The organism is Streptomyces sp. NPDC049837 (genome assembly GCF_040674455.1).
Taxonomy (GTDB): Bacteria; Actinomycetota; Actinomycetes; order Streptomycetales; family Streptomycetaceae; genus Streptomyces.
Genome location: NZ_JBFAMP010000008.1, coordinates 290,575 through 316,832, shown reverse-complemented (window position 1 = coordinate 316,832; position 26,258 = coordinate 290,575). Strand labels below are relative to the sequence as shown.

At 73.2% G+C, this 26,258-nt stretch carries 23 protein-coding genes; 14 read left to right on the top strand and 9 right to left on the bottom strand.

Annotated elements, in window-relative coordinates; all coding sequences use genetic code 11:
* Window positions 1–12: 12 nt before the first annotated feature.
* Both AB0J57_RS23275 and AB0J57_RS23270 read right to left on the bottom strand, forming a co-directional pair.
* Window positions 13–399 carry a VOC family protein gene (locus tag AB0J57_RS23275; RefSeq protein WP_366130201.1) on the bottom strand — a complete coding sequence of 129 codons (387 nt, stop codon included), beginning with the start codon at window positions 397–399 and terminating at the stop codon, window positions 13–15.
* 87 nt (window positions 400–486) lie between these two features.
* The gene (locus tag AB0J57_RS23270) at window positions 487–1,122 is read right to left on the bottom strand and encodes a TIGR03085 family metal-binding protein (RefSeq protein WP_366130200.1); all 636 of its coding nucleotides are present in this window, start codon (window positions 1,120–1,122) and stop codon (window positions 487–489) included.
* Window positions 1,123–1,206: 84 nt separating this feature from the next.
* Between AB0J57_RS23270 and hisI the strand changes: the two genes are divergently transcribed.
* The 11 genes from hisI to lgt all read left to right on the top strand — a co-directional run bounded on the left by hisI (window position 1,207) and on the right by lgt (window position 10,421).
* Window positions 1,207–1,557 (top strand): phosphoribosyl-AMP cyclohydrolase, encoded by a 351-nt coding sequence (gene hisI / locus AB0J57_RS23265; protein ID WP_073752349.1) that lies wholly within the window; start codon window positions 1,207–1,209, stop codon window positions 1,555–1,557.
* 4 nt (window positions 1,558–1,561) lie between these two features.
* Window positions 1,562–3,049: an anthranilate synthase component I gene (locus tag AB0J57_RS23260; RefSeq protein ID WP_366130199.1), complete on the top strand. Its 1,488-nt coding sequence runs from the start codon at window positions 1,562–1,564 to the stop codon at window positions 3,047–3,049.
* A 22-nt stretch (window positions 3,050–3,071) separates the two neighbouring features.
* The gene (locus AB0J57_RS23255) at window positions 3,072–3,731 is read left to right on the top strand and encodes a TIGR02234 family membrane protein (RefSeq protein WP_366130198.1); all 660 of its coding nucleotides are present in this window, start codon (window positions 3,072–3,074) and stop codon (window positions 3,729–3,731) included.
* 121 nt (window positions 3,732–3,852) lie between these two features.
* Window positions 3,853–4,128, top strand: coding sequence for an HGxxPAAW family protein (locus AB0J57_RS23250; protein ID WP_366130197.1), 276 nt, complete (start codon window positions 3,853–3,855; stop codon window positions 4,126–4,128).
* An 83-nt stretch (window positions 4,129–4,211) separates the two neighbouring features.
* Window positions 4,212–4,793, top strand: a complete 582-nt coding sequence (locus AB0J57_RS23245) for a DUF2752 domain-containing protein (RefSeq protein ID WP_366130196.1) — start codon at window positions 4,212–4,214, stop codon at window positions 4,791–4,793.
* A 115-nt stretch (window positions 4,794–4,908) separates the two neighbouring features.
* Window positions 4,909–5,718, top strand: coding sequence for an indole-3-glycerol phosphate synthase TrpC (trpC, locus tag AB0J57_RS23240; protein WP_366130195.1), 810 nt, complete (start codon window positions 4,909–4,911; stop codon window positions 5,716–5,718).
* A 141-nt stretch (window positions 5,719–5,859) separates the two neighbouring features.
* The gene (locus tag AB0J57_RS23235; RefSeq protein WP_366130194.1) at window positions 5,860–6,156 is read left to right on the top strand and encodes a tryptophan synthase subunit(beta); all 297 of its coding nucleotides are present in this window, start codon (window positions 5,860–5,862) and stop codon (window positions 6,154–6,156) included.
* A 138-nt stretch (window positions 6,157–6,294) separates the two neighbouring features.
* The gene (gene trpB, locus AB0J57_RS23230) at window positions 6,295–7,608 is read left to right on the top strand and encodes a tryptophan synthase subunit beta (RefSeq protein WP_366130193.1); all 1,314 of its coding nucleotides are present in this window, start codon (window positions 6,295–6,297) and stop codon (window positions 7,606–7,608) included.
* Window positions 7,605–8,429, top strand: coding sequence for a tryptophan synthase subunit alpha (gene trpA, locus AB0J57_RS23225; protein WP_366130192.1), 825 nt, complete (start codon window positions 7,605–7,607; stop codon window positions 8,427–8,429). The genes trpB and trpA overlap by 4 nt, the downstream gene beginning before the upstream one ends.
* Before the next feature lie 63 nt (window positions 8,430–8,492).
* The gene (locus tag AB0J57_RS23220; protein WP_366130191.1) at window positions 8,493–9,356 is read left to right on the top strand and encodes a thioredoxin domain-containing protein; all 864 of its coding nucleotides are present in this window, start codon (window positions 8,493–8,495) and stop codon (window positions 9,354–9,356) included.
* A gap of 87 nt (window positions 9,357–9,443) precedes the next feature.
* Entirely contained in the window at window positions 9,444–10,421 is a 978-nt protein-coding gene (lgt, locus tag AB0J57_RS23215) for a prolipoprotein diacylglyceryl transferase (protein ID WP_366130190.1), read from the top strand.
* Between the two features lie 71 nt (window positions 10,422–10,492).
* Here the strand turns inward: lgt and AB0J57_RS23210 are convergent, their stop codons facing one another.
* The 7 genes from AB0J57_RS23210 to AB0J57_RS23180 all read right to left on the bottom strand — a co-directional run bounded on the left by AB0J57_RS23210 (window position 10,493) and on the right by AB0J57_RS23180 (window position 18,825).
* Window positions 10,493–11,314: a CoA ester lyase gene (locus tag AB0J57_RS23210; protein WP_366130189.1), complete on the bottom strand. Its 822-nt coding sequence runs from the start codon at window positions 11,312–11,314 to the stop codon at window positions 10,493–10,495.
* Window positions 11,311–12,510 carry a CoA transferase gene (locus AB0J57_RS23205; protein ID WP_366130188.1) on the bottom strand — a complete coding sequence of 400 codons (1,200 nt, stop codon included), beginning with the start codon at window positions 12,508–12,510 and terminating at the stop codon, window positions 11,311–11,313. The genes AB0J57_RS23210 and AB0J57_RS23205 overlap by 4 nt, the downstream gene beginning before the upstream one ends.
* Window positions 12,507–13,391: a ribokinase gene (gene rbsK / locus AB0J57_RS23200; protein WP_366130187.1), complete on the bottom strand. Its 885-nt coding sequence runs from the start codon at window positions 13,389–13,391 to the stop codon at window positions 12,507–12,509. Before rbsK ends, AB0J57_RS23205 begins: the two co-directional genes overlap by 4 nt.
* Complete coding sequence (locus AB0J57_RS23195; RefSeq protein WP_366130186.1) at window positions 13,388–14,911, bottom strand: ADP-ribosylglycohydrolase family protein; 1,524 nt, start codon at window positions 14,909–14,911, stop codon at window positions 13,388–13,390. Before AB0J57_RS23195 ends, rbsK begins: the two co-directional genes overlap by 4 nt.
* Window positions 14,908–16,074, bottom strand: a complete 1,167-nt coding sequence (locus AB0J57_RS23190) for an ADP-ribosylglycohydrolase family protein (protein WP_366130185.1) — start codon at window positions 16,072–16,074, stop codon at window positions 14,908–14,910. Before AB0J57_RS23190 ends, AB0J57_RS23195 begins: the two co-directional genes overlap by 4 nt.
* Window positions 16,010–17,350: an ADP-ribosylglycohydrolase family protein gene (locus tag AB0J57_RS23185; protein ID WP_366130184.1), complete on the bottom strand. Its 1,341-nt coding sequence runs from the start codon at window positions 17,348–17,350 to the stop codon at window positions 16,010–16,012. Before AB0J57_RS23185 ends, AB0J57_RS23190 begins: the two co-directional genes overlap by 65 nt.
* 449 nt (window positions 17,351–17,799) lie before the next feature.
* Entirely contained in the window at window positions 17,800–18,825 is a 1,026-nt protein-coding gene (locus AB0J57_RS23180) for an ADP-ribosylglycohydrolase family protein (RefSeq protein WP_366130183.1), read from the bottom strand.
* Window positions 18,826–19,056: 231 nt separating this feature from the next.
* On the opposite strand from AB0J57_RS23180, the gene AB0J57_RS23175 reads away from it, so the two are divergent.
* The 3 genes from AB0J57_RS23175 to AB0J57_RS23165 all read left to right on the top strand — a co-directional run bounded on the left by AB0J57_RS23175 (window position 19,057) and on the right by AB0J57_RS23165 (window position 26,238).
* Window positions 19,057–19,785 carry a VIT1/CCC1 transporter family protein gene (locus AB0J57_RS23175; RefSeq protein ID WP_366130182.1) on the top strand — a complete coding sequence of 243 codons (729 nt, stop codon included), beginning with the start codon at window positions 19,057–19,059 and terminating at the stop codon, window positions 19,783–19,785.
* Window positions 19,786–20,222: 437 nt separating this feature from the next.
* Entirely contained in the window at window positions 20,223–24,785 is a 4,563-nt protein-coding gene (gltB, locus tag AB0J57_RS23170) for a glutamate synthase large subunit (protein WP_366130181.1), read from the top strand.
* Complete coding sequence (locus AB0J57_RS23165; protein ID WP_366130180.1) at window positions 24,778–26,238, top strand: glutamate synthase subunit beta; 1,461 nt, start codon at window positions 24,778–24,780, stop codon at window positions 26,236–26,238. Before gltB ends, AB0J57_RS23165 begins: the two co-directional genes overlap by 8 nt.
* Window positions 26,239–26,258: the final 20 nt, after the last annotated feature.

The following is a 26,258-nucleotide window of genomic DNA, read 5'->3' as shown; positions in this document are numbered from 1 at the left end:
CCCTTCCGGCGGTCAGACGAGCGGCTGGGCGAGCTGTACGAGGTTGCCGACGGTGTCGTCCAGCACGGCCGTCACCAGCGGACCCTGCTCCGTGGGCGGCTGGGTGAACCGCACACCCAGCCCGCTCAGCCGCTCGTACTCGGCCGCCAGATCGTCCACACCGAGGACGATGCAGGGCAGCCCGGCCTCCCGCAGCCCCTTGCGGTACTGCTCCGCCACCGGGCTGTCGCCGGGCTCCAGCAGCAGCTCCACGTCCTGCCCGGGGGCGGCCACCGTGATGAAGCGCGCCTCACCCAGATCGAGGTTCGTCCGGGTCTCGAAGCCGAGCACGTCCGTGTAGAAGGCGTGGGCCTTGTCCTCGTCGTCGACGTACACGTTGGTCATCGCGATCTTGATCATGGTCCGCCTCCCGGGTGAGCCGCGTACGTCCGATGATGCCCGCCACCACTGACAACGGCTCCCCGAGGCCTCCCACGAGGGAGGCGGCTAGATCCCGAGCTGCTTCGCCCCGTGCAGCCGCTCCACGGCGTCCTTGTCGCCCTCCACCTCGACGTTCGCCGCGTCCTGGCGGCCGAACGCGAACATCGTCAGCTCGCCCGGCTCACCCGTCACCGTCACCACCGGCGCACCCCGGTGCGCCACCACCGTCTGGCCGTTGGGGCGGCGCAGGACCAGGCCCACGGGGACCTTGCGGCACAGCATGCGGGCCGCCTTCTCCAGGCGTACCCACAGGGCCTCCGCGAAGACCGGGTCCAGCTCGCGGGCCGTCCAGCCCTGCTGCGCGCGCCGCACGTCCTCGGCGTGCACGTAGAACTCGACCGTGTTGGCCCCCTCGTCGACCTGCTTGATCGCGTACGGGGACATCCTCGGCGGGCCCGTCCGGATGAGCTGGATCAGCTCCTCGTACGGCTTGGATGCGAATTCCGCCTGCACCTGCTCCAGGCGCCCGCGCAGCGGGCCCAGCAAGATCCCCGCCGCCGCGTCCGGGCGGCGCTCGCGCACCACCACGTGGGCCGCCAGATCGCGGGTCTTCCACCCCTCGCACAGGGTCAGGGCATCGGGGCCCGCCGCCTCCAAGAGGTCGGCGAGCAGGAGCCGTTCACGCTTGGCATGGGTCGACATGGAGGCCAGCGTACGGCCGCACGGTCCGGTCCGCCCAGTGGACGCACCACCGGGAACACCTCGCCGTCACGGCACAATGGCGACATGACCAGCAACCTTGACCCGGCCATCGCCGCCCGTCTCAAGCGCAGCCCCGACGGGCTGGTCCCGGCCATCGCCCAGCAGTACGACACCGGCGAGGTGCTCATGCTGGGCTGGATGGACGACGAGGCCCTGCACCGCACCCTCACCACCGGCCGCTGCACCTACTGGTCCCGCAGCCGCCAGGAGTACTGGGTCAAGGGCGACACCTCCGGTCACGTCCAGCACGTCAAGTCCGTCGCCCTCGACTGCGACGCCGACACCGTCCTGGTCAAGGTCGACCAGGTGGGTGCCGCCTGCCACACCGGCGCCCGGACCTGCTTCGACGCCGACGTCCTCCCGCTGGGAAAGTAACGCCATGGATCTCGAGACCTTCCGCAAGCTGGCGGCCGACCGCCGCGTCATCCCCGTCAGCCGCCGCCTCCTCGCGGACGGCGACACCCCGGTCGGCCTCTACCGCAAGCTCGCCGCCGAACGCCCCGGCACCTTCCTCCTGGAGTCCGCCGAGAACGGCCGCTCCTGGTCGCGGTACTCCTTCATCGGCGTCCGCAGCTCCGCCACCCTCACCGCCCGTGACGGCCAGGCCCACTGGCTCGGCACCCCGCCCGTCGGCGTACCCGTGGACGGCGACCCCCTGAAGGCGCTGCGCGCCACCGTGGAGGCCCTGCACACCCCCCGTGACCTCGCCTCCGGGATGCCGCCCTTCACCGGCGGCATGGTCGGCTACCTGGGGTACGACATCGTGCGCCGCCTGGAGCGCATCGGCGACCACGGCACGGACGACCTCCACCTGCCCGAGCTGACCATGCTGCTCACCTCGGACCTCGCCGTGCTCGACCACTGGGACGGCACGGTGATGCTCATCGCCAACGCCATCAACCACAACGACCTCGACACGGGCATCGACGAGGCGTACGCGGACGCCGTCGCCCGCCTCGACGCCATGGCCGCCGACCTCGCGAAGCCGCTCGCGACGGAGCCCGCCGCCCTGCCGCCCTCCGAGCTCCCGCCGTACACCGCCCTGTGGGGCGGCCAGGCCTACCAGGACGCCGTCGAGGACATCAAGGAGCGCATCCGGGCCGGCGAGGCCTTCCAGGTGGTGCCCTCCCAGCGCTTCGAGACGCCCTGCACGGCGAGCGCCCTGGACGTCTACCGGGTGCTGCGGGCCACCAACCCGTCCCCGTACATGTACCTGTTCCGCTTCGACGGCTTCGACGTCGTCGGGTCCAGCCCCGAAGCCCTGGTCAAGGTCGAGGACGGGCACGCCATGGTCCACCCGATCGCCGGCACCCGCCCGCGCGGGGCCACGCCCCAGGAGGACCAGGCTCTGGCCGACGAGCTCATCGCCGACCCCAAGGAGCGCGCCGAGCACCTGATGCTCGTCGACCTCGGTCGCAACGACCTCGGCCGGGTCTGCGAACCCGGCTCCGTCGAGGTCGTCGACTTCATGTCGATCGAGCGGTACTCGCACGTCATGCACATCGTCTCGACCGTCACCGGCCGGGTCGCCGAGGGCCGCACCGCCTTCGACGTGCTCACCGCCTGCTTCCCCGCCGGAACGCTCTCCGGCGCGCCCAAGCCGCGCGCCATGCAGATCATCGAGGAGCTCGAACCCACCCGGCGCGGACTGTACGGCGGCTGCGTCGGCTACCTGGACTTCGCCGGCGACTCGGACACCGCCATCGCCATCCGCACCGCCCTGCTGCGTGACGGCACGGCGTACGTCCAGGCCGGCGCGGGTGTCGTGGCCGACTCCGACCCGGTCGCCGAGGACACCGAGTGCCGCAACAAGGCGGCCGCCGTCCTCCGCGCCGTGCATACCGCCAACCGGATGAACGGCGCATGACGGCATAAGGGATAGTGGTGACGTGAGTGCCGCATCCGTACCCCAGCCCCGTGCCACCCGCGCGGACGAGACGGCGGCCGCTTCGGGCGGCCGCCGCAGCCTCGCCGCCGCCCTGTCCCTCGGCGCCGTCGGCGCGGCCGTCGTGCTGCTCGCCTCGGGCCAGACCTGGGCCGAGGGCACGGTCGCGGTCGGCGGCGGCACCGTGCCGCTCGAAGCGTCGGGCGGCGACGTCACCGGCGTACCGACCGCCCTCGCCATCGTGGGCCTCGCGGCCCTCGTCGCCGTCTTCGCGGTACGCCGCGCCGGCCGGTTCCTGGTGTCGCTGCTGCTCACCCTGAGCGGCGCGGGCGCGGCCCTCGCCGCCTACCTGGGCGCCACCGACAGCGCGGCGCTCAACGCGAAGGCCGCCGCGACCACCGGCGACGCCGCGGCCCGGATCGGCACCCTCACGCACGGCGCCTGGCCCTACATCACGGCCGCCGGGGGCCTGCTGATCCTCGTCGCCGGGCTCCTCGCCCTCCGCCACGGCCGGACCTGGCCGGCGATGTCCGGGCGGTACGAACGCGACGGCGGCCCCCGCGAGCGCAAGGGCACCCGCACGGCCGCCCCCGCCGGCCCGGACCGTCCCGAGGACCTCTGGAAGGCCCTGGACCGGGGCGAGGACCCCACCCGCGACGCGTGACGCGCGGCGGCCTCCGAGGGTGACCCCCGGATCACCCCGCACGCGCGCGTGCGGGACAATGACGCTGAGCGTCCGCACCCGGCGGGGCCGTACACAGAGCAACAGCAACGAGGAGCAATTCATGGCGGGCAGCGACCACGGACACACCCCGGCCGCCTGGACCGGAGTCACCATCTCCTTCATCGGCTTCTGCGTCGCCGGTGTCTTCATGGTGGCGGCCAACCCGCTCGGCTTCTGGGCCGGCATGGCCGTCATCCTGCTCGGCGGTGTCGTCGGATACGCGATGAAGCTCGCCGGCCTCGGCCAGAAGGAGGCGCCCGAGCTCGTCCGGGCGCGTGAAGAGGCCGCCCGCAAGGACCACACCCCGGAGACCGCCCGCGCGGACGTCCACGCCTGACCCGTCCGGGCGCATCGCGACACGAGGCGCGGTCCGGCACGAGCCGGGCTGCGCCTTTCCGTATGACCGGCGACAATCACCCGGTGGACCCCAACCCGACCCCCGCGTCGCCCGCCGAGCCGCCCGTTCCCGCCCGGCCCGGGCCGTCCGGCCCCGCGCCGGCACCCGTGCGGCCCGGCCCGGACGGGGCGGCACCTGTGGAGCCCGGCCCGGATGGGGCGGCACCCGTGTGGCCCGGCCACACCGTGGCGGCGGCCCCGCCCCCAGCCCCGCTCGTACGGCGTGTCGCGGCGCCCCTGGGCGTCCTCGCCGCGGTCGCCGGGGCGTTCGCGTACGTCGGCGCGGTCGACCCCAACGAGCCCGGGCACTATCCCGTCTGCCCCCTGCTCCGCTTCACCGGGATCCTCTGCCCCGGCTGCGGCGGCCTGCGCAGCGCCCACGCCTTCATCCACGGCGACCTGACCACCGCCCTCGGCGCGAACGCGATCGCAGTCGCCGGATACCTGCTCTTCGCGGTGTGGCTCGTGTACTGGCTGGCGCGCGCCGTCCGGGGACTGCCCGTACGGATCACCCTCGGACCCGTGTGGTGGTGGTCCGCCGGCGCCCTGCTGGCGGTTTTCTCCGTCGTCCGGAACCTTCCGTTCGGCTCCGCCCTCGCTCCGTGAAACACCAGGTCACAGCGGTGCGGTCGGCCGGATGAGGACTCTCGGCCCCGGTACGGATACCATCAAGGTGACTGATCCTGATCCAACATCACCGTCGTGGAAGGGGGCCTCTCGCGTGAGTGTGCTCGACGAGATCATCGAAGGCGTTCGCGCCGACCTCGCAGAGCGACAGGCGCGGGTGTCCCTCGACGAGCTCAAGGAGCGGGCGGCCAAGGCGCCCCAGGCCAAGGACGGCGCCGCCGCGCTGCGCGGCGACGGCGTCAAGGTCATCTGCGAGGTGAAGCGCTCCAGCCCCTCCAAGGGCGCGCTCGCCGCGATCGCGGACCCCGCAGGGCTCGCCGCGGACTACGAAGCGGGCGGCGCCGCCGTCATCTCCGTACTGACCGAGCAGCGGCGCTTCGGCGGCTCCCTGGCCGACCTCGAAGCGGTGCGCGCCAAGGTCGACATCCCGGTCCTGCGCAAGGACTTCATCGTCACCGCGTACCAGCTCTGGGAGGCCAGGGCGTACGGCGCCGACCTCGCCCTGCTGATCGTCGCCGCGCTGGACCAGCCGGCCCTCGAGTCGCTGATCGAGCGGGCCGAGTCCATCGGTCTCACCCCGCTGGTCGAGGTGCACGACGAGGAAGAGGTCGAGCGGGCCGTCGACGCGGGAGCCCGCGTCATCGGCGTCAACGCCCGCAACCTGAAGACCCTCAAGGTGGACCGCTCCACCTTCGAGCGGGTCGGCCCCGAGATCCCCGCCGGGATCGTGAAGGTCGCCGAGTCCGGCATCCGTGGCCCGCACGACCTGATCGCGTACGCCAACGCGGGCGCCGACGCGGTGCTCGTCGGCGAGTCCCTGGTCACCGGGCGCGACCCCAAGTCCGCGGTGGCCGACCTGGTCGCCGCGGGCGCCCACCCGGCCCTCCGGCACGGACGGGGCTGAGCCTCTCCCATGACCGCCGCCCGCCCTCGCGTCTGCGCCGCCCCGGCGCCGCACCGCACGCCGCCGCGTGCCGTGCCGCCGGGCGCCGCGGCGCGCCCGCGGGCGAGCCGTTCCACGGCTTCGGCGACGGCGGTTTCCGCGGTGAGCGGGACCGCCACCGGTGTGGCGGACTCGGCCGCGACCCCGGCCACGCGCGCGTGCGTGGCCTCCGCGACGGCCGGACGTGTCTGCCGCCCCTACGCGGCGGACCTCCTCACCGGCGTGCACGCCGTCCCCGACGCGTACGCCCGGCTGGCCCGGGGCTGCCGCCCGCGTGGCTGCCGTGCCCCGGCGCGGCGCGTGCACGGGCGCCGCGTCCGCTACGTCATCGGTGACGAGCCCGGCCAGGTCAACGGCATGCGATGGCGCGCGCGCACCGCGCGCCTCCGCCACCGCTGACCCACAGCCCTCCGTCCGTACGACACGGACGTGACGACGGGCGGGCAGCGGTCGCCCGGTGGCGTCGGCGCACACCGTGACCACCGTCAAGCCGAGACGTCCGGGGGCGAACACCGCCCCCGTAGAGGAGCATGTCGCATGCCCAGCGAGTTCTTCATTCCCGATCCCGAGGGCCAGGTCCCGAGCGCCGAGGGTTACTTCGGTGCCTACGGCGGCAAGTTCATCCCCGAGGCCCTCGTCGCCGCGGTCGACGAGGTGGCCGTCGAGTACGACAAGGCCAAGAACGACCCCGCGTTCGCGGCCGAGCTCGACGACCTGCTGGTCAACTACACCGGCCGTCCGAGCGCCCTCACCGAGGTGCCCCGGTTCGCCGAGCACGCGGGCGGTGCCCGGGTCTTCCTCAAGCGCGAGGACCTGAACCACACCGGCTCGCACAAGATCAACAACGTGCTCGGCCAGGCCCTGCTCACCAAGCGGATGGGCAAGACCCGGGTCATCGCCGAGACCGGCGCCGGACAGCACGGCGTGGCCACCGCCACCGCCTGCGCCCTGTTCGGCCTCGAATGCACCATCTACATGGGCGAGATCGACACCCAGCGCCAGGCGCTGAACGTCGCCCGGATGCGGATGCTCGGCGCCGAGGTCATCCCGGTCAAGTCCGGCAGCCGCACCCTCAAGGACGCCATCAACGAGGCGTTCCGCGACTGGGTCGCCAACGTCGACCACACGCACTACCTCTTCGGCACCGTCGCCGGACCGCACCCGTTCCCCGCCATGGTCCGCGACTTCCACCGCGTCATCGGCGTCGAGGCCCGCCGCCAGATCCTTCAGCGGGCCGGCCGGCTGCCCGACGCGGTCGTCGCCTGCGTCGGCGGCGGTTCCAACGCCATCGGCCTCTTCCACGCGTTCATCCCGGACGCGTCCGTACGCCTCGTCGGCTGCGAGCCCGCCGGACACGGCGTCGAGACCGGCGAGCACGCGGCCACGCTCACCGCCGGCGAGCCCGGCATCCTGCACGGCTCCCGCTCGTACGTCCTCCAGGACGACGAGGGGCAGATCACCGAGCCGTACTCGATCTCCGCCGGCCTCGACTACCCGGGCATCGGCCCGGAGCACTCGTACCTCAAGGACAGCGGACGCGGTGAGTACCGCGCGGTCACCGACGACGCCGCCATGCAGGCCCTGCGCCTGCTGTCCCGTACCGAGGGCATCATCCCGGCCATCGAGTCCGCCCACGCGCTGGCCGGTGCCCTGGAGCTCGGCCGGGAACTCGGCGAGGACGGCCTCATCGTGGTCAACCTGTCCGGCCGCGGTGACAAGGACATGGACACCGCCGCGCGTTACTTCGGCCTCTACGAGACCGACGCCGCCCCCGTCGAGGCCGACGCCTCCGCCGAGGACGGCGCCGCCGAGATCCAGACGGACACCACGATCCAGGGGGGAACCAAGTGAGCGGCAACATCCAACTCCTGACCGACACCCTGGAGCACGCCAAATCCGAGAACCGGGCCGCGCTCATCGCGTACCTCCCGGCCGGATTCCCGACCGTCGACGGCGGTATCGAGGCCATCAAGGCCGCCTTCGACGGCGGCGCCGACGTCGTCGAGGTCGGCCTGCCGCACAGCGACCCGGTCCTGGACGGCCCGGTCATCCAGACCGCCGACGACATCGCGCTGCGCGGCGGCGTGAAGATCGCCGACGTGATGCGCACGGTCCGCGAGGCGCACGAGGCCACCGGCAAGCCGGTCCTCGTCATGACGTACTGGAACCCCATCGACCGGTACGGCATCGAGCGCTTCACCGCCGAGCTGGCGGAGGCCGGCGGCGCCGGCTGCATCCTGCCGGACCTGCCGGTGCAGGAGTCGGCCGTGTGGCGCGAGCACGCCGAGAAGCACGGCCTGGCGACCGTCTTCGTGGTCGCGCCCAGCAGCAAGGACGAGCGGCTGGCCACCATCACGCGCGCGGGGAGCGGCTTCGTGTACGCCGCGTCCCTGATGGGCGTCACCGGCACCCGTGAGTCGGTCGGCGAACAGGCCGCCGACCTGGTGCGGCGCACCCGCGCCACCTCCGAGCTGCCGGTCTGCGTCGGCCTCGGCGTCTCCAACGCCGACCAGGCCGCCGAGGTGGCCTCCTTCGCCGACGGCGTCATCGTCGGCTCCGCCTTCGTCAAGCGGATGCTCGACGCCGACGACCACGCGGCCGGCGTCGCCGCCGTACGGGAACTGGCGGGCGAACTGGCACGAGGGGTGCGGCGCTCCGCGACGGTTTCGTAGCTCGTACGGGTGGATCTGGACCGGGGAGGCGCGCGGGCGCCTCCCCGGTTCGTTGCTGTGGGCGTGAGCGACAAGAACAGTGCAGGGAAGCGGAGCGCGCGAGAACGGCTCCAGGTGGAACGCGAGCGGCAGAAGGCCCGCGACAAGCGCAGGCGCACGCTGATCGTCGCGGCCGCCGTGGTCGGCGTGCTCGGGCTGGCCACGGTCGTCGGGCTGATCGCCGCCAACACCGGCGACGAGAGCGACGGCTCCGGCTCCGGCCCCGTCGCCGCCCCGACGGGCGCCGCCGGCAAGGACCAGCTCGCCATCCCGGTCGGTGCCACCGACGCCCCGTCCACGCTCACGATCTGGGAGGACTTCCGCTGCCCGGCCTGCGCCCAGTTCGAGAACGCCGCCCGGGACACGATCCACCAGCTCACCGACTCCGGCCAGATCAAGGTCGAGTACCACCTCGCCACGATCATCGACGGAAACATGGGCGGCAGCGGCTCGCTCAACGCGGCGAACGCCGCGGCGTGCGCCCAGGACGCCGGCAAGTTCGTGCCGTACCACGACGTGCTCTACCAGAACCAGCCCCCGGAGCAGGACGACGCCTTCGCCAGGGACGCCAGGCTGTTCGAGCTGGCGGCCAAGGTGCCCGGCCTGGACACCCCCGCCTTCCGCTCCTGCGTCACGGAGGGCACCCACGACAGTTGGGTGAACAAGTCCAACGAGGCCTTCCGCGCCGGCGACTTCCGGGGCACGCCGACCGTGCTGCTCAACGGAGAATCGATCTTCCCGACCAAGGGCAAGGAACAGATCTCCATCGAGAACCTGAAGAAGTGGGTCGCCGAGGCGAACAAGGGCAAGAAGCCGGGCACGGCGTTCCCGTCCCCGCCCGCGTCGCCTCCCGCGTCGCCGGCCCCCGCGAGCCCGACGACGAGCTGAGCGGGCGCGGCTGTCCCGCGCTGTTATGCACTCTTTGCCGGGCGGGTTGCCCCGTCTCCCGCCCGGCAGGGTAGCGTCGGTCCTGCCATGGACCTTGCCTACATTCCCAGCCCGTCGACCGGCGTCCTCTACCTCGGACCGGTCCCGCTGCGCGGCTATGCCTTCTGCATCATCATCGGTGTCTTCGTCGCCGTCTGGTACGGCAGCAAGCGCTGGCTCGCCCGGGGCGGCAAAGCCGGTACCGTCGCCGACATCGCCGTCTGGGCGGTGCCCTTCGGCCTCGTCGGCGGCCGGCTGTACCACGTCATCACCGACTACCAGCTCTACTTCAGCGAGGGCGAGAACTGGGTCGACGCCTTCAAGATCTGGGAGGGCGGCCTCGGCATCTGGGGCGCGATCGCGCTCGGCGCGGTGGGCGCCTGGATCGGCTGCCGCCGCCGTGGCATCCCGCTCCCGGCGTACGCCGACGCCATCGCGCCCGGCATCGCGTTCGCCCAGGCGATCGGCCGCTGGGGCAACTGGTTCAACCAGGAGCTGTACGGCAGGCCCACCGACCTGCCGTGGGCGCTGAAGATCAGTGAGGGCCCCAACCGCGAGGCCGGGCTCTACCACCCGACCTTCCTGTACGAGTCGCTCTGGTGCATCGGCGTCGCCCTGCTGGTGATCTGGGCGGACCGCAGGTTCAAGCTGGGCCACGGCCGGGCGTTCGCGCTCTACGTCGCGGCGTACTGCGCGGGACGCGCCTGGATCGAGTACATGCGCGTCGACGAGGCGCACCACGTCCTGGGCCTCCGGCTGAACGTGTGGACGGCGATCCTGGTCTTCCTGCTGGCCGTGGTGTACATCGTCGTCTCGTCGCGGATGCGTCCGGGGCGCGAGGAGGTCGTGGAACCGGCGGCACTCGCGGACGAGGCGAAGGCGCACGCGGCGAAGCTCGCCAAGGCGGACGCGGGTGACGCCGCCCCGGGCGACGCGGCCCCGAGCGACGCGGGTGACGACGCCGGTGCTGGCGGCGGCGCCGGTGCCGGTGCCGGTGCGAAACCGGAGTCGGCGGAGAAGAGCTGATTCGTTCATGGTGCGAGGCGGCCGTCGGGACCTGGAGGTTCCGGCGGCCGCCTCGCTTTTCATGTGCGGTTTCATGCGCGGTGGGTCCTGATGAGGGAGAGCGTGCGGCGGGCGGCCGCGACGACCGCCGCGTCGACGAAGCGGCCGTCCGGCAGGGCCAGCGCCCCGGCGTCGGTGGCGGCCGCCTTGACGATCTCCTCCGCCGCGGCGACCTCTTCCGGGGTCGGTAGGTACGCCTGCTCGATGACCGGCAACTGGCGGGGGTGGATCGCCGCCCGGCCCAGGAACCCCAGCGCCCGGCCGTGGGCGCACGACGCGGCGAGGCCGTCGAGGTCGCGGGTGTCCGGGTGGACGGACTGCGCGGGCGGCGGGAGGCCCGCAGCGCGGGCGGCCACCACGACCCGGCCGCGCGACCAGTCGAGGCCGCTGTCGTCGCGTACGCCCAGGTCGGCGCGGAGGTCCGCCTCGCCGATGGCGATGCCCCGGACGTCCCGGTGGGCGGTGGCGATGGCGTGGGCGTGCTCGATGGCCAGGGCGGATTCCAGCAGCGCGTACAGCGGGACGCCGGGGGCGAGGGCCGCGATCCGGTGGATGTCAGTGCCGTGTGTCACCTTGGGGATACGCAGTGCAGCGAGGCCGGGCAGGGGGGCCAGGGCTGCGATGGCCGTGGTGTCGTGCGCGCTGGGGAGGCGGACATGGACCGGTACGGGGTGGGGCGAGGAGAGCAGGTCGGTCGTGGCGGCGAGGGCGTAGGCCTTGCGGTCCGGAGGCACCGCGTCCTCCAGGTCGACGATCACGACGTCGGCGCCGGACGCGAGGGCCTTGGCGACGACGTCGGGGCGGTCGCCGGGGGCGTACAGCCAGGTGAGCGGGGTGGCGGGGTCGGAGGTCATAGCGCGCCCTCGGAACGCAGGGCGGCGATCTCGGCCTGGCTCAGGCCGAGTTCGGTGAGGACGGCGTCGGTGTCGGCGCCGTGGGGGCGGCCCGCCCAGCGGATGGCGCCGGGGGTCTCCGAGAGGCGGAAGAGGACGTTCTGCATACGGATGGGGCCGAGCTCGGGGTCGGGGACCTCGGTGACCGTGTCCAGCGCCTGGTACTGGGGGTCGGCCATGACGTCGCGGATGTCGTAGATCGGGGCGATCGCCGCCTCGGCCTTCTCGAACGCCGCCATGGCCTCCTCGCGGGTGTGCCGGGCGATCCAGGAGCCGACCGCTTCGTCGAGGACGTCCGCGTGCTGGGCGCGGGTGGTGCCTTCGGCGAACCAGGGCTCGGCGATCAGGTCGGGGCGGCCGACCAGGCGCATCACGCGTTCGGCGATGGACTGGGCGGAGGTGGAGACGGCCAGCCAGGTGCCGTCGGCGGTGCGGTAGGTGTTGCGGGGGGCGTTGTTGCGGGAGCGGTTGCCGGTGCGGGGCTGGACGTAGCCGAGCTGGTCGTACCAGAGCGGTTGCGGGCCGAGGACGGTGAGGATCGGTTCGATGATCGCCATGTCGACGACCTGGCCGTGGCCGGTGGCGGTACGGGCGTGGAGGGCGGTCATCACGGCATAGGCGGTGGCCAGGGCCGCGATGGAGTCGGCCAGACCGAAGGGAGGGAGCGTGGGCGGACCATCGGGTTCGCCGGTGATCGCCGCGAAGCCGCTCATGGCCTCGGCGAGCGTGCCGAAACCGGGGCGCCGGGCGTACGGGCCGTACTGTCCGAAGCCGGTGACCCGGGCCAGGACCAACCGGTCGTTGGCGGCGGAGAGTTCGGGCCAGCCCAGGCCCCACTTCTCCAGGGTGCCGGGGCGGAAGTTCTCGATGACCACGTCGGCGGTGGCGGCGAGGCGGAGCAGGGTGGCGCGGCCGCCGGGGGTGGACAGGTCGAGGGTGATGGCGCGCTTGTTGCGGCCGAGCAGCTTCCACCAGAGGCCGATGCCGTTCTTGGCGGGGCCGTGGCCCCGGGACGGGTCGGGCTTGCGGGGGTGCTCGACCTTGATGACGTCAGCGCCGTAGTCACCGAGCATGGTCGCCGCGAGCGGGCCGGCGAAGAGGGTGGCGAGGTCCAGGACGCGCAGTCCTTGGAGCGGGGGAGGAGGTGTGGTGGTCATACGGCGTCGATCTCCGTGCGGTACGGCATCGAGGACGAGGCTCCGGGGCGCTGGACGGACAGCGCCGCGGCCGACGACGCCCAGGTGAGGGCATCCACCACGGGCCTGCCCTCGCCGAGCGCGACGGCCAGCGCGCCGACGAAGGTGTCGCCCGCGGCGGTGGTGTCGACGGCCCGGACGCGGGGTGCGGGGACCGTGACGGGGTCGGTGCCGCGCGCGGCGTGGAGGCTGCCGGAGGCGCCGAGGGTGATGACGACCTCGGGGACGTGGCGGAGCAGTTCCTCGGCGGCGGCGCGTGGGTCGGCGAGGCCGGTGAGGATCGCGGCCTCGTGCTCGTTGGGCACCAAGAGGTCGGTGGCGGCCAGCAGTTCGGGCGGGAGGGGCTGGGCCGGGGCGGGGGTGAGGATCGTACGGACGCCGTGGCGGCGGGCGGCTCGCGCACCGGCGGTGACGGCTGAGAGGGGGAGTTCGAGCTGGAGCAGCAGCGAGTGGGCGGTGGCGATGAGCGTCTCGTCGCCGGGGGAGAGGGAGGTGACGGTGCCGTTGGCGCCGGGGATGACGATGATCGCGTTGCCGCCCTCGTCGTCGACGACGATATGGGCGGTGCCGGAGGGGCCGTCGACGGTGCGGAGGAGATCGGTGTCGACGCCGGCGGCGGCCAGACCGGCCCGGAGCCGGGTGCCGAACTCGTCGGAGCCGACGGCGCCGATCATCGACACCTCGGCCCCGGCGCGGGCGGCCGCGACGGCCTGGTTGGCGCCCTTGCCGCCGGGGATCGTACGGAACTCGCGTCCCGTGACGGTTTCGCCGAGCTTGGGGGCGCGGCTCACATAGGCGACGAGGTCCATGTTGGTGCTGCCCAGCACCACGATGCGGGTCATGGGCGGTGTGCCTCCTGGTGGGCGAGGGCGTGCGTGAGTCCGGCCAGCGTGTCGAAGCCGATGCCGTCGAAGGTGTGGACGGAGGTGGCGAGGCGGTTCTTGAGGGGGGTGGTCCAGCGGTCGGGGATCCGGTCGGGGCGGCCGGCGAGGAGACCGGCGACCGAGCCGGCGGTGGCGCCGTTGGAGTCGGTGTCCCAGCCGCCGGAGACGGCACGGCAGACGGAGAGGGTGAAGTCGCCGTCGGCGTGGGTGAGCGCGGCGGCGAGGAGGGCGGTGTTCGGGACGGCGTGCACCCAGTGGTAGGAGCCGTAGGCGGCGTGGAGCCGGTCGGCGACGGTGTCGAAGTCGGTGTGGGCGTGGGCCGTCGCGATGCCGAAGCGGACCGCGCGGGCCAGGCGTGAGCCGGGCGGGACGACCGACAGGCCGGCGGCGAGCGCCTGGTGGACGTCGGCGGTGCCGGAGGCGGCGGTCGCGATGACGGCCGCGGTGAACATCGCGCCGTACACGCCGTTCGCGGTGTGGGTGAGCGTGGCGTCCCGGTGGGCCTGTTCCGCGGCGGCCGCCGGGTCGCCCGGGTGGGTCCAGCCGTGCGCGTCCGCGCGGATCTGGGCGCCGATCCACTCACGGAACGGGTTGCGGTGGGTGGCGGTGAGCGGTGGTTCGAGGCCGGAGAGGAGGTTGCGGTAGGCGACGCGTTCGGCGGTGAAGGTGCGGCCGGCGGGCAGTTCGTCCAGCCAGAGGCGGGCGACGTCGGCGGTGGAGAAGCCGGGGCCGTACCGCTGGAGGAGCAGCAGATTGAGAAGGGGGTAGTTGAGGTCGTCGTCCTCGGGCATGCCGTCGATGTTCTCGGCGAGCGAGGTGGCGGCGGAGCGCCGGTTCCACGGATGGGCGGCGGCGAGCTCCGGGGGCACGCCCCTGGCGGTGAACCAGGAGGTGAGCGGCCAGTTCCCGGTGGCCCGGGCGAGCGCCCGGATGGCGGGGAGCGGCAACTTCTCGACGGGCTTGCCGAGCAGGCACCCGGCGGCGCGCCCGACCCACGCGGCATGCAGCCGGGCGTGCAGCCCGGGCGCGACGGTGGCGGGCGCGACGGTGGCGGGCGCGGTGCGCGGGGCGTCGCAAGGGACGGGGGCGGGTGGGTGCGCGGTCCCGGGCGGGTGCCCGGGTAGGTGGGGCGGTGCGGCCGCCGAGGGGGCGGTCGGGGGCCTTGCGTCGGGCGGGGCGTTCGGTGTGGGGGCGGGCCAGTGGGGGCAGAGGCGCTTGATGTGGGGGAGCGGGGTCGGTTCGGCGGAGGCAAGGGGGGTGGGGAGGGAGGCGAGTTCGTCCAGGAGGTGTTCCGCGAGGGCGCGGAGGTGTGGGGGCGCGGGGGCCGGGGAGGCGCCGGCCGCCGTGGGGGCGGGGGTGCCGCCCGCGGCGTGCCAGCGGGCGGCGACGGCCGAGGCGTCGCGGCCGTCCTCCGCGGCCTGGCGCAGTTCGTGGCCGATGAGGTCCTCGGGCTGGACCCAGGTGAGGCGCACGTTCACCGGGGCGCCCCAAGGGCGGGGGAGAGGGCGACGAACGCCCGCTCGTGGGCGCGGCGGCGGGCCGTGTCGCGCATGAAGACCTCGTGGGCGACGTCGGCCAGTACCGCAGCCGGGGCGTGCAGGTCGAGGCGGCTGGCCTCGGCGACCTGTTTCGCCCAGGTGGCGGGGACCGCCGCCGCCCCGTGCAGCGCGCCCGCGATCGCGCCCGCCATGGTGGCGATCGAGTCGCAGTCGCGGCCGTAGTTGACGGCGCCCAGCACCGTACGGCGGTAGTCGCCCTCGCCGACCAGCAGCATGCCCAGCGCGATCGGGAGCTCCTCGATGGCGTGCACCCGGGACGGGCGGCGCGCGCCGAGGGAGGGGGAGCGGTAGTCGGGGCCGACCGTGTCGAAGGGGGCGACCGCCTCCCGGAGGGGCCGGAGGGCGGACTCGAAGTCCGTGTGCCGGGCGGCGACTTCGGCCACCGCCTCGATCGCCGAACGGGTGCCGTCCTTGGCGAGACCGAGCGCCGCGTCCACCACGGAGCCGGGCGTCGCGCCGGGCAGGCAGGCCGCCGCGACCGCCGCCGCGAACACCCCGGCGGCCTCGCGGCCGTACGAGGACTGGTGGGCACCGGCGACGTCGAGGGCCTCGGCGTAGGCGGCGGGCGGGTTCGCGGCGTTGACCAGCCCGACCGGGGCCATGTACATCGCGGCGCCGCAGTTGACGATGTTTCCGGTGCCCGCCTCGCGCGGGTCGACGTGGCCGTAGTGGAGGCGGGTCACCAGCCACTTCTCGGCCAGGAAGACCCGCTGGAGGGGGAGCGCCTCGGCTTCGAGTTCGGGGATCCAGCGGGGGGTGGAGATCAGGTCGGGTACGAGATGGTCGGCGACGGCGTACGCGTCGAGGTGGTCGCGGACCGCGTCGTACACCCGGATCAGCGCGTGGGTCATCAGGGTGTCGTCGGTGACGTGCCCGTCGCCCTTGTGGTACGGGGCGATGGGGCGGGCGGTGCGCCAGGCGTCGCCGTTCCAGGGGCCGACGATGCCGGTGACGCGGCCGCCGTGGCGTTCGGCGATCTGGTCCGGGGTGTAGCCCTCGACCGCGCCGCCGAGCGCGTCACCGACGGCTGCTCCGACGAGGCTCCCGGTGATCCGGTCCTCGAGTGTGGGTTTCGGCGTCATGTCGGAATTGTCCACCCGGGGTGGCGAGTTCCGTGTGTGCGAGCTGTTCGGCGAGTTCCACGAGATCGGTGCCCGCGAGGCGGGGCAGTGCGCAGCCCGCGAGGGTGCGGCAGGCGTCGCGCCAGGTGGCGGGCACGCCGGCGCCGCCGCTGAGGGTGCCGGTCAGCGCGCCGGCGAGGGCGGGCGCGGAGTCGGCCACCCGGGAAAGGCAGGCGGCGGCCGGTACCGCCTCGGTGACCCGGCCCCGGGCGGCGGTGGCGAGCGCGAGGGCCACCGGGACGGTCTCGGCGGCGGCGATGCCGTAGCTGTAGACGTGGTCGACGATCTGGTGCTCCAGGAGCGGGACGAGCTCGAAGGCGCTGTCGGCGGCGCGGGCGAGCCTGGTGGCGTGCCGGGCGTTGCGGCCGATCTCCGTGGTGGGCGGGAGCTGGCCGAGCGCGGCGTCCACGGCGTCGTCGACGCTGGCCCCGCCGAGCGCCGCGGCCACGGCGGCGGCCATGGCCCGGGCGCCGTGCACGCCGTCGCCGTCCTGGGTGTAGCGGGCGTCGAACTCGGCGAGTTCGGCGGCGGAGCGGGGGTCGCCGGGGTGGGCGACGGCGAGGACGGCGGCGCGGACGCAGGCGGCGTCGTCGAAGTAGTGCGGGTTGTCGTGGCCGGTGGCGGGCGGGCGCAGCCCGGTGGCGAGGTTGCCGAGTCCGGCGCGTACGGAGATGCGGGCGCGGAGGGGGAGGACGGCGGACTCGACCTCGGGGGCGCGGTCGGCGGCGGCGGCGATCTCGGCGGCGAGGGAGTTCCAGGCCAGGTCGACGGCGGCGCACAGGCGGCGGGCGGCGGGCAGGGAGCGGAAGAGCCCGCCGGCGGCGGTGAGCAGGGTCTCGGCGGTGAACACCGCCCACTCGGCGTCGTCGGAGGGGCCGAGGCGGAGGGGCTCGGGGGGCTGGTTGAGGGCGATGGGCACGGGGAGGGTGGTGGTGGCGTTCTGCTCGGCGAACGTGTCGAGCTCGCGGGTGAGGCGGCGCGTCCACTCGGGCATCCGCGCGGCACGGTGCCGCGCGGCGGGCCACCCGGCCGCGTCACCGGCGGCCAGCCCGAGCAGGAGGCCTTCCACACGGCGCGCCCCACCACCGGCACCGTGCGGTCGGGCGCGCTGCGGGCCCGCGCTCCGCGAGCGGCGCCCCGCCTCCCTGGCCGTGCTCCCGGCCCCCCAGGCCCCGCCAAGGCCCTCGGGCACCGACACCGGTGGGGCTGCGGGGGCTGCCGGGGGTGCAGGGGCCACCGAGGCGGTCGGTGCTGCCGGAACCACGGACGCTGCCGGGGCTGCGGGGTCCCCCGAGGCCAGCGGGACCGCCGGCGTTCCGGACGCTGCCGGGGCCGCCGGGGGTGTGGGCGCTGCCGGGGCCGCCGGGCTCACCGGGGTCACCGGGGCCGTTGGGGGGCGGGGCGCTGCCCGGGCTACCGCAACCGCCGGGGCTGCGGGCCCTCCCGGGGCGATCGGGGCTCCGGAGGCTGTGGCCCCTGCCGGGCCTGCGGAAGCCGCAGGGGCTACCGGCGCCACCGGAACCGCCGGGGGTGTGGACGCCCCGGACACCGCTGGCGTTCCGGCCACTGTCGGAGCCGCCGGGGCTCCTGAAGCCGCCAGAGCCACCGGCGCCACCGGGGCCACCGGCGTTCCGGGTGCCGTCTGCCCTGCCGGGGGTGCCGGTGCCGTGGGGGGCGTGGGGTGCATCAGGGGGTCTCCGTGTCGTCGTACGGGGTGAGCAGCTCCGCGATGTCGAGGACGTGGTAGCCGCGCATCGAGGGGAGGCAGGTGCCGCGTACGGGGCCGATGGCGGCCGCCCAGTCCGGGGGGATCGCCGTCGCGCCGGACATCGCGCCGGCCAGGGCGCCCGCCACCGCGGCGGTGGTGTCGGCGTCGCGGCCCATGTTGACGGCCGTGAGGACCGACGTACGGAAGTCGCCGCGGGCCGCCGCGAACGCGCCGAAGGCGAGCCCGACCGCCTCCGGGGCCAGGTCCGTCCACGGGTAGCCGCCGATGACCACCGCCGAGCGGACGGTCCGTTCGCGGACGAGCGGGTCCGGCTGGACGCGCTGGGCCGCGACGACCGCGCGGCGCATCGAGCGGGCCGTCCAGGAGTCCATGGGCACCACCGACAGGGCGGCCGCGATGACCGAGGCGGGACCGGCGCCCGACATCGCCGCCGCCACGCCCGCCGCGACCGCCTGGCCCCCGTAGATGCCCTCGCCGTCGTGGCTCACCGTGCCGTCGATGGCGACCAGCCGCGCCGCCTCCGCCGGGCGCCCCGCCGCGAAGACGCCGAAGGGCGCCGCCCGCATGGCCAGCCCGTCGCTCCAGGCGTGCCGGTGCTGGGCCGAGATGGGGGCGGCCAGGCCCCGCCGGAGGTTCTCCAGGGTGCCGCGCTCGCTGAAGCCCGCGCCCCGGAACGGCCCCTCGTCCAGGTCGGCGATCCACCGGTGCCACGCCTTCTCGACATGTGAGACGGTCAGGGCGGAACCGTGCCGGGCCAGCAGCAGGCCTGAGAAGATCGCGTACTCGGTGTCGTCCGTACCCACCGGGTCCTCGCTGACGAACCCCTCGATACGGCCCCAGCGGCGGCGGATCTCGGAGGGGCGCATGTTCTCGGCGGGCGCCCCGAGCGCGTCGCCGACGGCCAGTCCCAGCAGCGCGCCCCGGGCGCGGTCGAGGAGCACCGCGGTGTCGGCGGGGGCTGGATCGCAGGCGATCGGGTCCATGCCGTGGCCCTTCCGTGCGCACCGGTCCGATTCCTGGATCTGTGCCACGTCGGGGGTGCCGGGTCGTCAGGCCGGCGGCAGCTTCACCCGGGTGCCTCACCCGCCGGTCAACGCTGGTTAGTAAAGCCTGCCTTGCTGGCGCGCCCCTTACATCGCGCGTAGTTTCGAGGGTGTTGGGGGGAGCGGGATGGCCCGTGCCCGCTGCTGTACGCACGTATCAAGGGGAGAGCTGTGTCCATCATCGAGACCGAGGCGACGCTTCACGAGGCGCACCGCGACAACCACACGCACCGCGATGTGAACGGTGGCTGGCTCCGCCCCGCCGTCTTCGGCGCGATGGACGGTCTCGTGTCCAACCTCGCCCTCATGACGGGTGTGGCGGGCGGCGCGGTGTCGCAGCAGACCATCGTCATCACGGGCCTGGCCGGGCTCGCGGCCGGCGCGTTCTCCATGGCCGCCGGCGAGTACACCTCCGTGGCCTCGCAGCGCGAGCTGGTCCAGGCCGAACTGGACGTGGAGCGTCACCAACTGCGCAAGCACCCGGTGGACGAGATGGAGGAGCTGGCCGCGCTGTACGTGGCGCGTGGCGTCGAGCCGCCGCTCGCCCGCGAGGTCGCCATGCAGTTGTCGAAGGACCCGGAGCAGGCGCTGGAGATCCACGCCCGCGAGGAGCTCGGCATCGACCCGGACGACCTGCCCTCGCCGATGGTCGCCGCCGTCTCGTCCTTCGGATCGTTCGCGCTCGGCGCGCTGCTGCCCGTCCTGCCGTACCTGCTCGGCGCGACGGCCCTGTGGCCGGCGGTGCTGGTGGCGCTCGTCGGGCTGTTCGCGTGCGGCGCGCTGGTGGCCCGGGTGACCGCGCGTAGCTGGTGGTACAGCGGGCTGCGTCAGCTCGCGCTGGGCGGCGCGGCGGCGGCCGTCACCTACGGGCTCGGGGCCCTGTTCGGCGCCGCGGTCTGAGAACCTCCAGGTCAGCCCCCTCGGCAGGCGATCGAGGGGGCTTCGCCGTACCGTTGCCGTACCGTTGTGCGGAAGGCCGTAGTCGTTGTGACGAACGTCCAATAGCCCGATGCGCTCCTCCGATGAGACACTATGCGACGCGGCACATAAGTAGCCGTAACACGGCGGTTTCGATCCCCTCATCACAGGGCATGAGCCGTTAGCGCTGCGGGCAATGAAGCCCGCGCTCCCCCCGCAGGCCGCCGGACGCCGATCCTTCGACGGCCTGCCCCTGGAAGCCGATGAACCACCTCCACCGCCACCAGCGGTGTCCGCATGCTGGAATGAGCTATCCGTTCTTCGAGAAGCACTCCATCATGTAACCTGCACGAAATTTCGCGGAGGGCCAACGTCGTCCCTTCGGCACTGCATATGCCACGACGACGACGGGAGAGCCGATGCGTTCCGACGCCTGGTCGCCCATGGACGGTCGCCCCGCCCCGCAGGGTATGTACGACCCCCGCAACGAGCACGACGCCTGCGGTGTCGGGTTCGTCGCCACCCTCACCGGTGTCGCCAGCCACGCGCTGGTGGAGCAGGCGCTGACCGTTCTGCGCAACCTGGAGCACCGGGGCGCCACCGGCTCCGAGCCCGACTCCGGCGACGGCGCGGGCATCCTCTTCCAGGTGCCGGACGCGTTCCTCCGCGAGGTCACCGACTTCGAGCTCCCGGCGGCCGGCGAGTACGCCGTCGGCATCGCCTTCCTCCCCGCCGACGGCTCCGCACAGGCCGTCGAGCGGATCGAGGCGATCGCCGCAGAGGAGAACCTGACCGTCCTCGGCTGGCGCGACGTCCCCGTCGCCCCCGAGCTGCTCGGCGCCACCGCCCGCTCCACCATGCCGGCCTTCCGCCAGCTCTTCGTCAGCGACGGCGGTACGAGCGCGGGCATCGCCCTGGACCGCAAGGCGTTCGTGCTGCGCAAGCGCGCCGAGCGCGAGGCCGGGGTGTACTTCCCCTCGCTCTCCGCCCGCACCATCGTTTACAAGGGCATGCTCACCACCGGTCAGCTCGAGCCCTTCTTCCCGGACCTGTCGGACCGCCGCTGCGCCACCGCCGTCGCGCTCGTCCACTCCCGGTTCTCCACCAACACCTTCCCGAGCTGGCCGCTGGCCCACCCGTACCGCTTCGTCGCGCACAACGGCGAGATCAACACGGTCAAGGGCAACCGCAACTGGATGCGGGCCCGTGAGTCGCAGCTCGTCTCCGACCTCTTCGGGCCTGAGAAGCTGGACCGGATCTTCCCGGTCTGCACGCCGGACGCCTCCGACTCGGCCTCCTTCGACGAGGTGCTGGAGCTGCTCCACCTCGGTGGCCGTTCGCTGCCGCACAGCGTCCTGATGATGGTCCCCGAGGCGTGGGAGAACCACGACTCCATGGACCCGGCCCGGCGCGCCTTCTACCAGTACCACTCCACGATGATGGAGCCCTGGGACGGCCCCGCCTGCGTCACCTTCACCGACGGCACCCAGGTCGGCGCCGTTCTCGACCGCAACGGTCTGCGCCCCGGCCGCTACTGGGTCACCGACGAGGGCCTCGTCGTGCTGTCCTCCGAGGTCGGCGTCCTCGACATCGACCCCGCCAAGGTCGTCCGCAAGGGCCGCCTCCAGCCCGGCAAGATGTTCCTCGTCGACACCGCCGAGCACCGCATCATCGAGGACGACGAGATCAAGGCCGCCCTCGCCGCCGAGCACCCGTACCAGGACTGGCTGGAGAGCGGGATCATCGAGCTCGAGGACCTCCCCGAGCGCGAGCACATCGTCCACACCCACGCCTCGGTCACCCGCCGCCAGCAGACCTTCGGCTACACCGAGGAGGAGCTGCGCGTCCTCCTCGCGCCGATGGCCCGCACCGGCGCCGAGCCGATCGGCTCCATGGGCACGGACTCGCCGATCGCCGCGCTCTCCGAGCGCCCGCGACTGCTGTTCGACTACTTCACCCAGCTCTTCGCGCAGGTCACCAACCCGCCGCTGGACGCCATCCGCGAGGAGCTCGTCACCTCGCTGCACTCCTCGCTCGGCCCCCAGGGCAACCTGCTGGAGCCGACCGCCGCGTCCTGCCGCAGCGTCACCCTGCCGTTCCCCGTCATCGACAACGACGAGCTGGCCAAGCTCATCCACATCAACGCCGACGGCGACATGCCCGGCATGAAGGCCGCCACGCTCTCCGGCCTCTACCGGGTCTCCGGCGGCGGCGAGGCCCTGGCCGCCCGCATCGAGGAGATCTGCGCCGAGGCCGACGCCGCCATCGAGGGCGGCGCCCGCCTGATCGTGCTCTCCGACCGGCACTCCGACGCCGAGCACGCGCCGATCCCGTCGCTGCTGCTCACCTCGGCCGTCCACCACCACCTCATCCGCACCAAGCAGCGCACCCAGGTGGGCCTGCTGGTCGAGGCCGGTGACGTCCGCGAGGTGCACCACGTCGCGCTGCTCATCGGCTACGGCGCCGCCGCCGTCAACCCGTACCTCGCCATGGAGTCCGTCGAGGACCTGGTCCGCGCCGGCACCTTCGTCGAGGGCCTGGAGCCCGAGCAGGCGATCCGCAACCTGATCTACGCCCTCGGCAAGGGCGTCCTGAAGGTCATGTCCAAGATGGGCATCTCGACCGTCGCCTCCTACCGCGGCGCGCAGGTCTTCGAGGCCGTCGGCCTGGACGAGGCCTTTGTCGAGAAGTACTTCAACGGCACCGCCACCAAGATCGGCGGCGCCGGCCTGGACGTCGTCGCCAAGGAGGTCGCCGCCCGTCACGCCAAGGCGTACCCCGCCTCCGGCGTCCCCTCCGCGCACCGCGCGCTGGAGATCGGCGGCGAGTACCAGTGGCGCCGCGAGGGCGAGCCGCACCTGTTCGACCCGGAGACGGTCTTCCGCCTCCAGCACGCCACGCGCTCCGGCCGCTACGACATCTTCAAGAAGTACACGGACCGGGTGAACGAGCAGTCCGAGCGCCTGATGACGCTGCGCGGCCTGTTCGGCTTCAAGTCCGGCCGCCCCTCGATCCCCATCGAGGAGGTCGAGCCGGCCAGCGAGATCGTCAAGCGGTTCTCCACCGGCGCCATGTCGTACGGCTCCATCTCCCAGGAGGCGCACGAGACGCTCGCCATCGCCATGAACCAGCTCGGTGGCAAGTCGAACACCGGTGAGGGTGGCGAGGACCCCGAGCGCCTCTACGACCCGGCGCGGCGTTCGTCGATCAAGCAGGTCGCCTCCGGCCGCTTCGGCGTCACCTCCGAGTACCTGGTCAACGCGGACGACATCCAGATCAAGATGGCCCAGGGCGCCAAGCCCGGCGAGGGCGGCCAGCTCCCGGGCCACAAGGTCTACCCGTGGGTGGCCAAGACCCGGCACTCCACCCCGGGTGTCGGCCTGATCTCCCCGCCGCCGCACCACGACATCTACTCCATCGAGGACCTGGCCCAGCTCATCCACGACCTCAAGAACGCCAACCCGGCCGCCCGCATCCACGTGAAGCTGGTGTCCGAGGTCGGCGTGGGTACGGTCGCCGCCGGTGTGTCCAAGGCCCACGCGGACGTCGTGCTGATCTCCGGCCACGACGGCGGTACGGGCGCCTCGCCGCTGACGTCGCTGAAGCACGCGGGTGGCCCCTGGGAGCTCGGCCTCGCCGAGACCCAGCAGACCCTGCTGCTCAACGGCCTGCGCGACCGGATCGTCGTCCAGACCGACGGCCAGCTCAAGACCGGCCGCGACGTCGTCATCGCCGCGCTCCTCGGCGCCGAGGAGTTCGGTTTCGCGACCGCGCCGCTCGTCGTCTCCGGCTGCGTCATGATGCGCGTCTGCCACCTGGACACCTGCCCGGTCGGCATCGCCACCCAGAACCCGGTGCTGCGCGACCGCTTCTCCGGCAAGGCCGAGTACGTCGTCAACTTCTTCCAGTTCATCGCGGAGGAGGTGCGCGAGCTCCTCGCCGAGCTGGGCTTCCGCACGCTGGAGGAGGCCGTCGGCCACGCCGAGCTGCTCGACACCACCCGTGCCGTGAACCACTGGAAGGCGCAGGGCCTGGACCTGGAGCCGCTGTTCTACGTGCCCGAGCTGCCCGAGGGCGCGGTGCGCCACCAGCTCATCGAGCAGGACCACGGCCTGGAGAAGGCGCTCGACAACCAGCTCATCGAGCTGGCCGCCGAAGCGCTCGGCGCCGCCTCCGCCGAGGAGGCCCAGCCGGTCCGCGCCCAGGTCGCGATCCGCAACATCAACCGCACGGTCGGCACGATGCTCGGCCACGAGGTGACGAAGAAGTTCGGTGGCGCGGGCCTGCCCGACGACACCATCGACATCACCTTCACCGGCTCGGCCGGCCAGTCCTTCGGCGCGTTCGTGCCGCGCGGCATCACGCTGCGCCTGGAGGGCGACGCCAACGACTACGTCGGCAAGGGCCTGTCCGGCGGCCGGGTCATCGTCCGCCCCGACCGGGGCGCCGACCACCTGGCCGAGTACTCCACCATCGCGGGCAACACCATCGCGTACGGCGCGACCGGCGGCGAGATCTTCCTCCGCGGCCGCACCGGCGAGCGGTTCTGCGTCCGCAACTCCGGCGCGCTGGTCGTCTCCGAGGGCGTGGGCGACCACGGCTGTGAGTACATGACCGGCGGTCACGCGGTCGTCCTCGGCGAGACGGGCCGCAACTTCGCGGCCGGTATGTCGGGCGGTGTCGCGTACGTCATCGACCTCGACCGGGACAACGTCAACTCCGGCAACCTCGGCGCGATCGAGGCCCTGGACGAGACGGACCAGGCGTGGCTGCACGACGTCGTGCGCCGCCACCACGAGGAGACGGGCTCGACCGTAGCCGAGAAGCTCCTTGCCGACTGGGACACCGCGGTGACCCGATTCAGCAAGATCATCCCGACCACGTACAAGGCAGTGCTCGCCGCCAAGGACGCCGCTGAGCTCGCCGGTCTCTCCGAGCAGGAGACCACCGAGAAGATGATGGAGGCGGCGACCAATGGCTGACCCCAAGGGCTTCCTGACCACCGGGCGCGAGGTCGCCAAGACCCGCCCCGTGGCCGAGCGCGTCAAGGACTGGAACGAGGTCTACGTCCCCGGCTCCCTGCTGCCGATCATCAGCAAGCAGGCCGGCCGGTGCATGGACTGCGGCATCCCGTTCTGCCACAACGGCTGCCCGCTCGGAAACCTCATCCCCGAGTGGAACGACTACGCCTACCGCGAGGACTGGTCCGCCGCCTCCGAGCGGCTGCACGCCACGAACAACTTCCCGGAGTTCACCGGGCGGCTGTGCCCGGCTCCGTGCGAGTCGGCGTGCGTGCTGGGCATCAACCAGCCCGCCGTCACCATCAAGAACGTCGAGGTCTCGATCATCGACAAGGCGTGGGACTCCGGTGACGTCACGCCGCAGCCGCCGGAGCGGCTGTCCGGCAAGACCGTCGCCGTCATCGGCTCCGGCCCGGCCGGTCTCGCCGCCGCGCAGCAGCTCACCCGGGCCGGCCACACGGTCGCCGTGTACGAGCGGGCCGACCGCATCGGCGGCCTGCTGCGGTACGGCATCCCCGAGTTCAAGATGGAGAAGGTGCACATCAACCGGCGCATCGAGCAGATGCGCGCGGAGGGCACCAAGTTCCGCACCGAGATCGAGATCGGCCGCGACATCGACGCGGCGAAGCTGCGCCAGCGGTACGACGCCGTCGTCATCGCCGCCGGTGCCACCGTCTCGCGCGACCTGCCGGTCCCGGGCCGGGAGCTCAAGGGCATCCACTTCGCGATGGAGTACCTGCCGCTCGCCAACAAGGTGCAGGAGGGCGACTTCATCCAGCCGCCCATCACCGCCGAGGGCAAGCACGTGGTCGTCATCGGCGGCGGCGACACCGGCGCGGACTGCGTGGGCACCGCCCACCGCCAGGGCGCGGCCTCCGTCACCCAGCTCGAGATCATGCCGAAGCCGGGCGAGGAGCGGAACGCCAACCAGCCCTGGCCGACCTTCCCCATGCTCTACAAGGTCACCTCGGCCCACGAGGAGGGCGGCGAGCGGATCTACTCCGTCTCCACCACCCACTTCGAGGGCGACGAGGACGGCAACGTCCAGTTCCTCCACCTCGTGGAGGTCGAGTTCAAGGACGGAAAGCTGGAGCAGAAGCCGGGCACCGAGCGCAAGATCCCGGCCCAGCTCGTCACCCTGGCCATGGGCTTCACGGGCACCGACCAGTCCAACGGCCTGGTCCAGCAGTTCGGCCTGGAGCTCGACGAGCGCGGCAACATCGCGCGCGACGAGAACTTCGCGACCAACGTCGACGGCGTCTTCGTCGCCGGTGACGCGGGCCGTGGCCAGTCGCTGATCGTCTGGGCCATCGCCGAAGGCCGCTCGGCGGCACGCGGCGTGGACCGCTACCTGACCGGCACCAGCGAACTCCCGGCCCCCATCCGCCCGACGGATCGCGCCCTGACGGTCTGACCTCCCTCGGACCGGGTGCC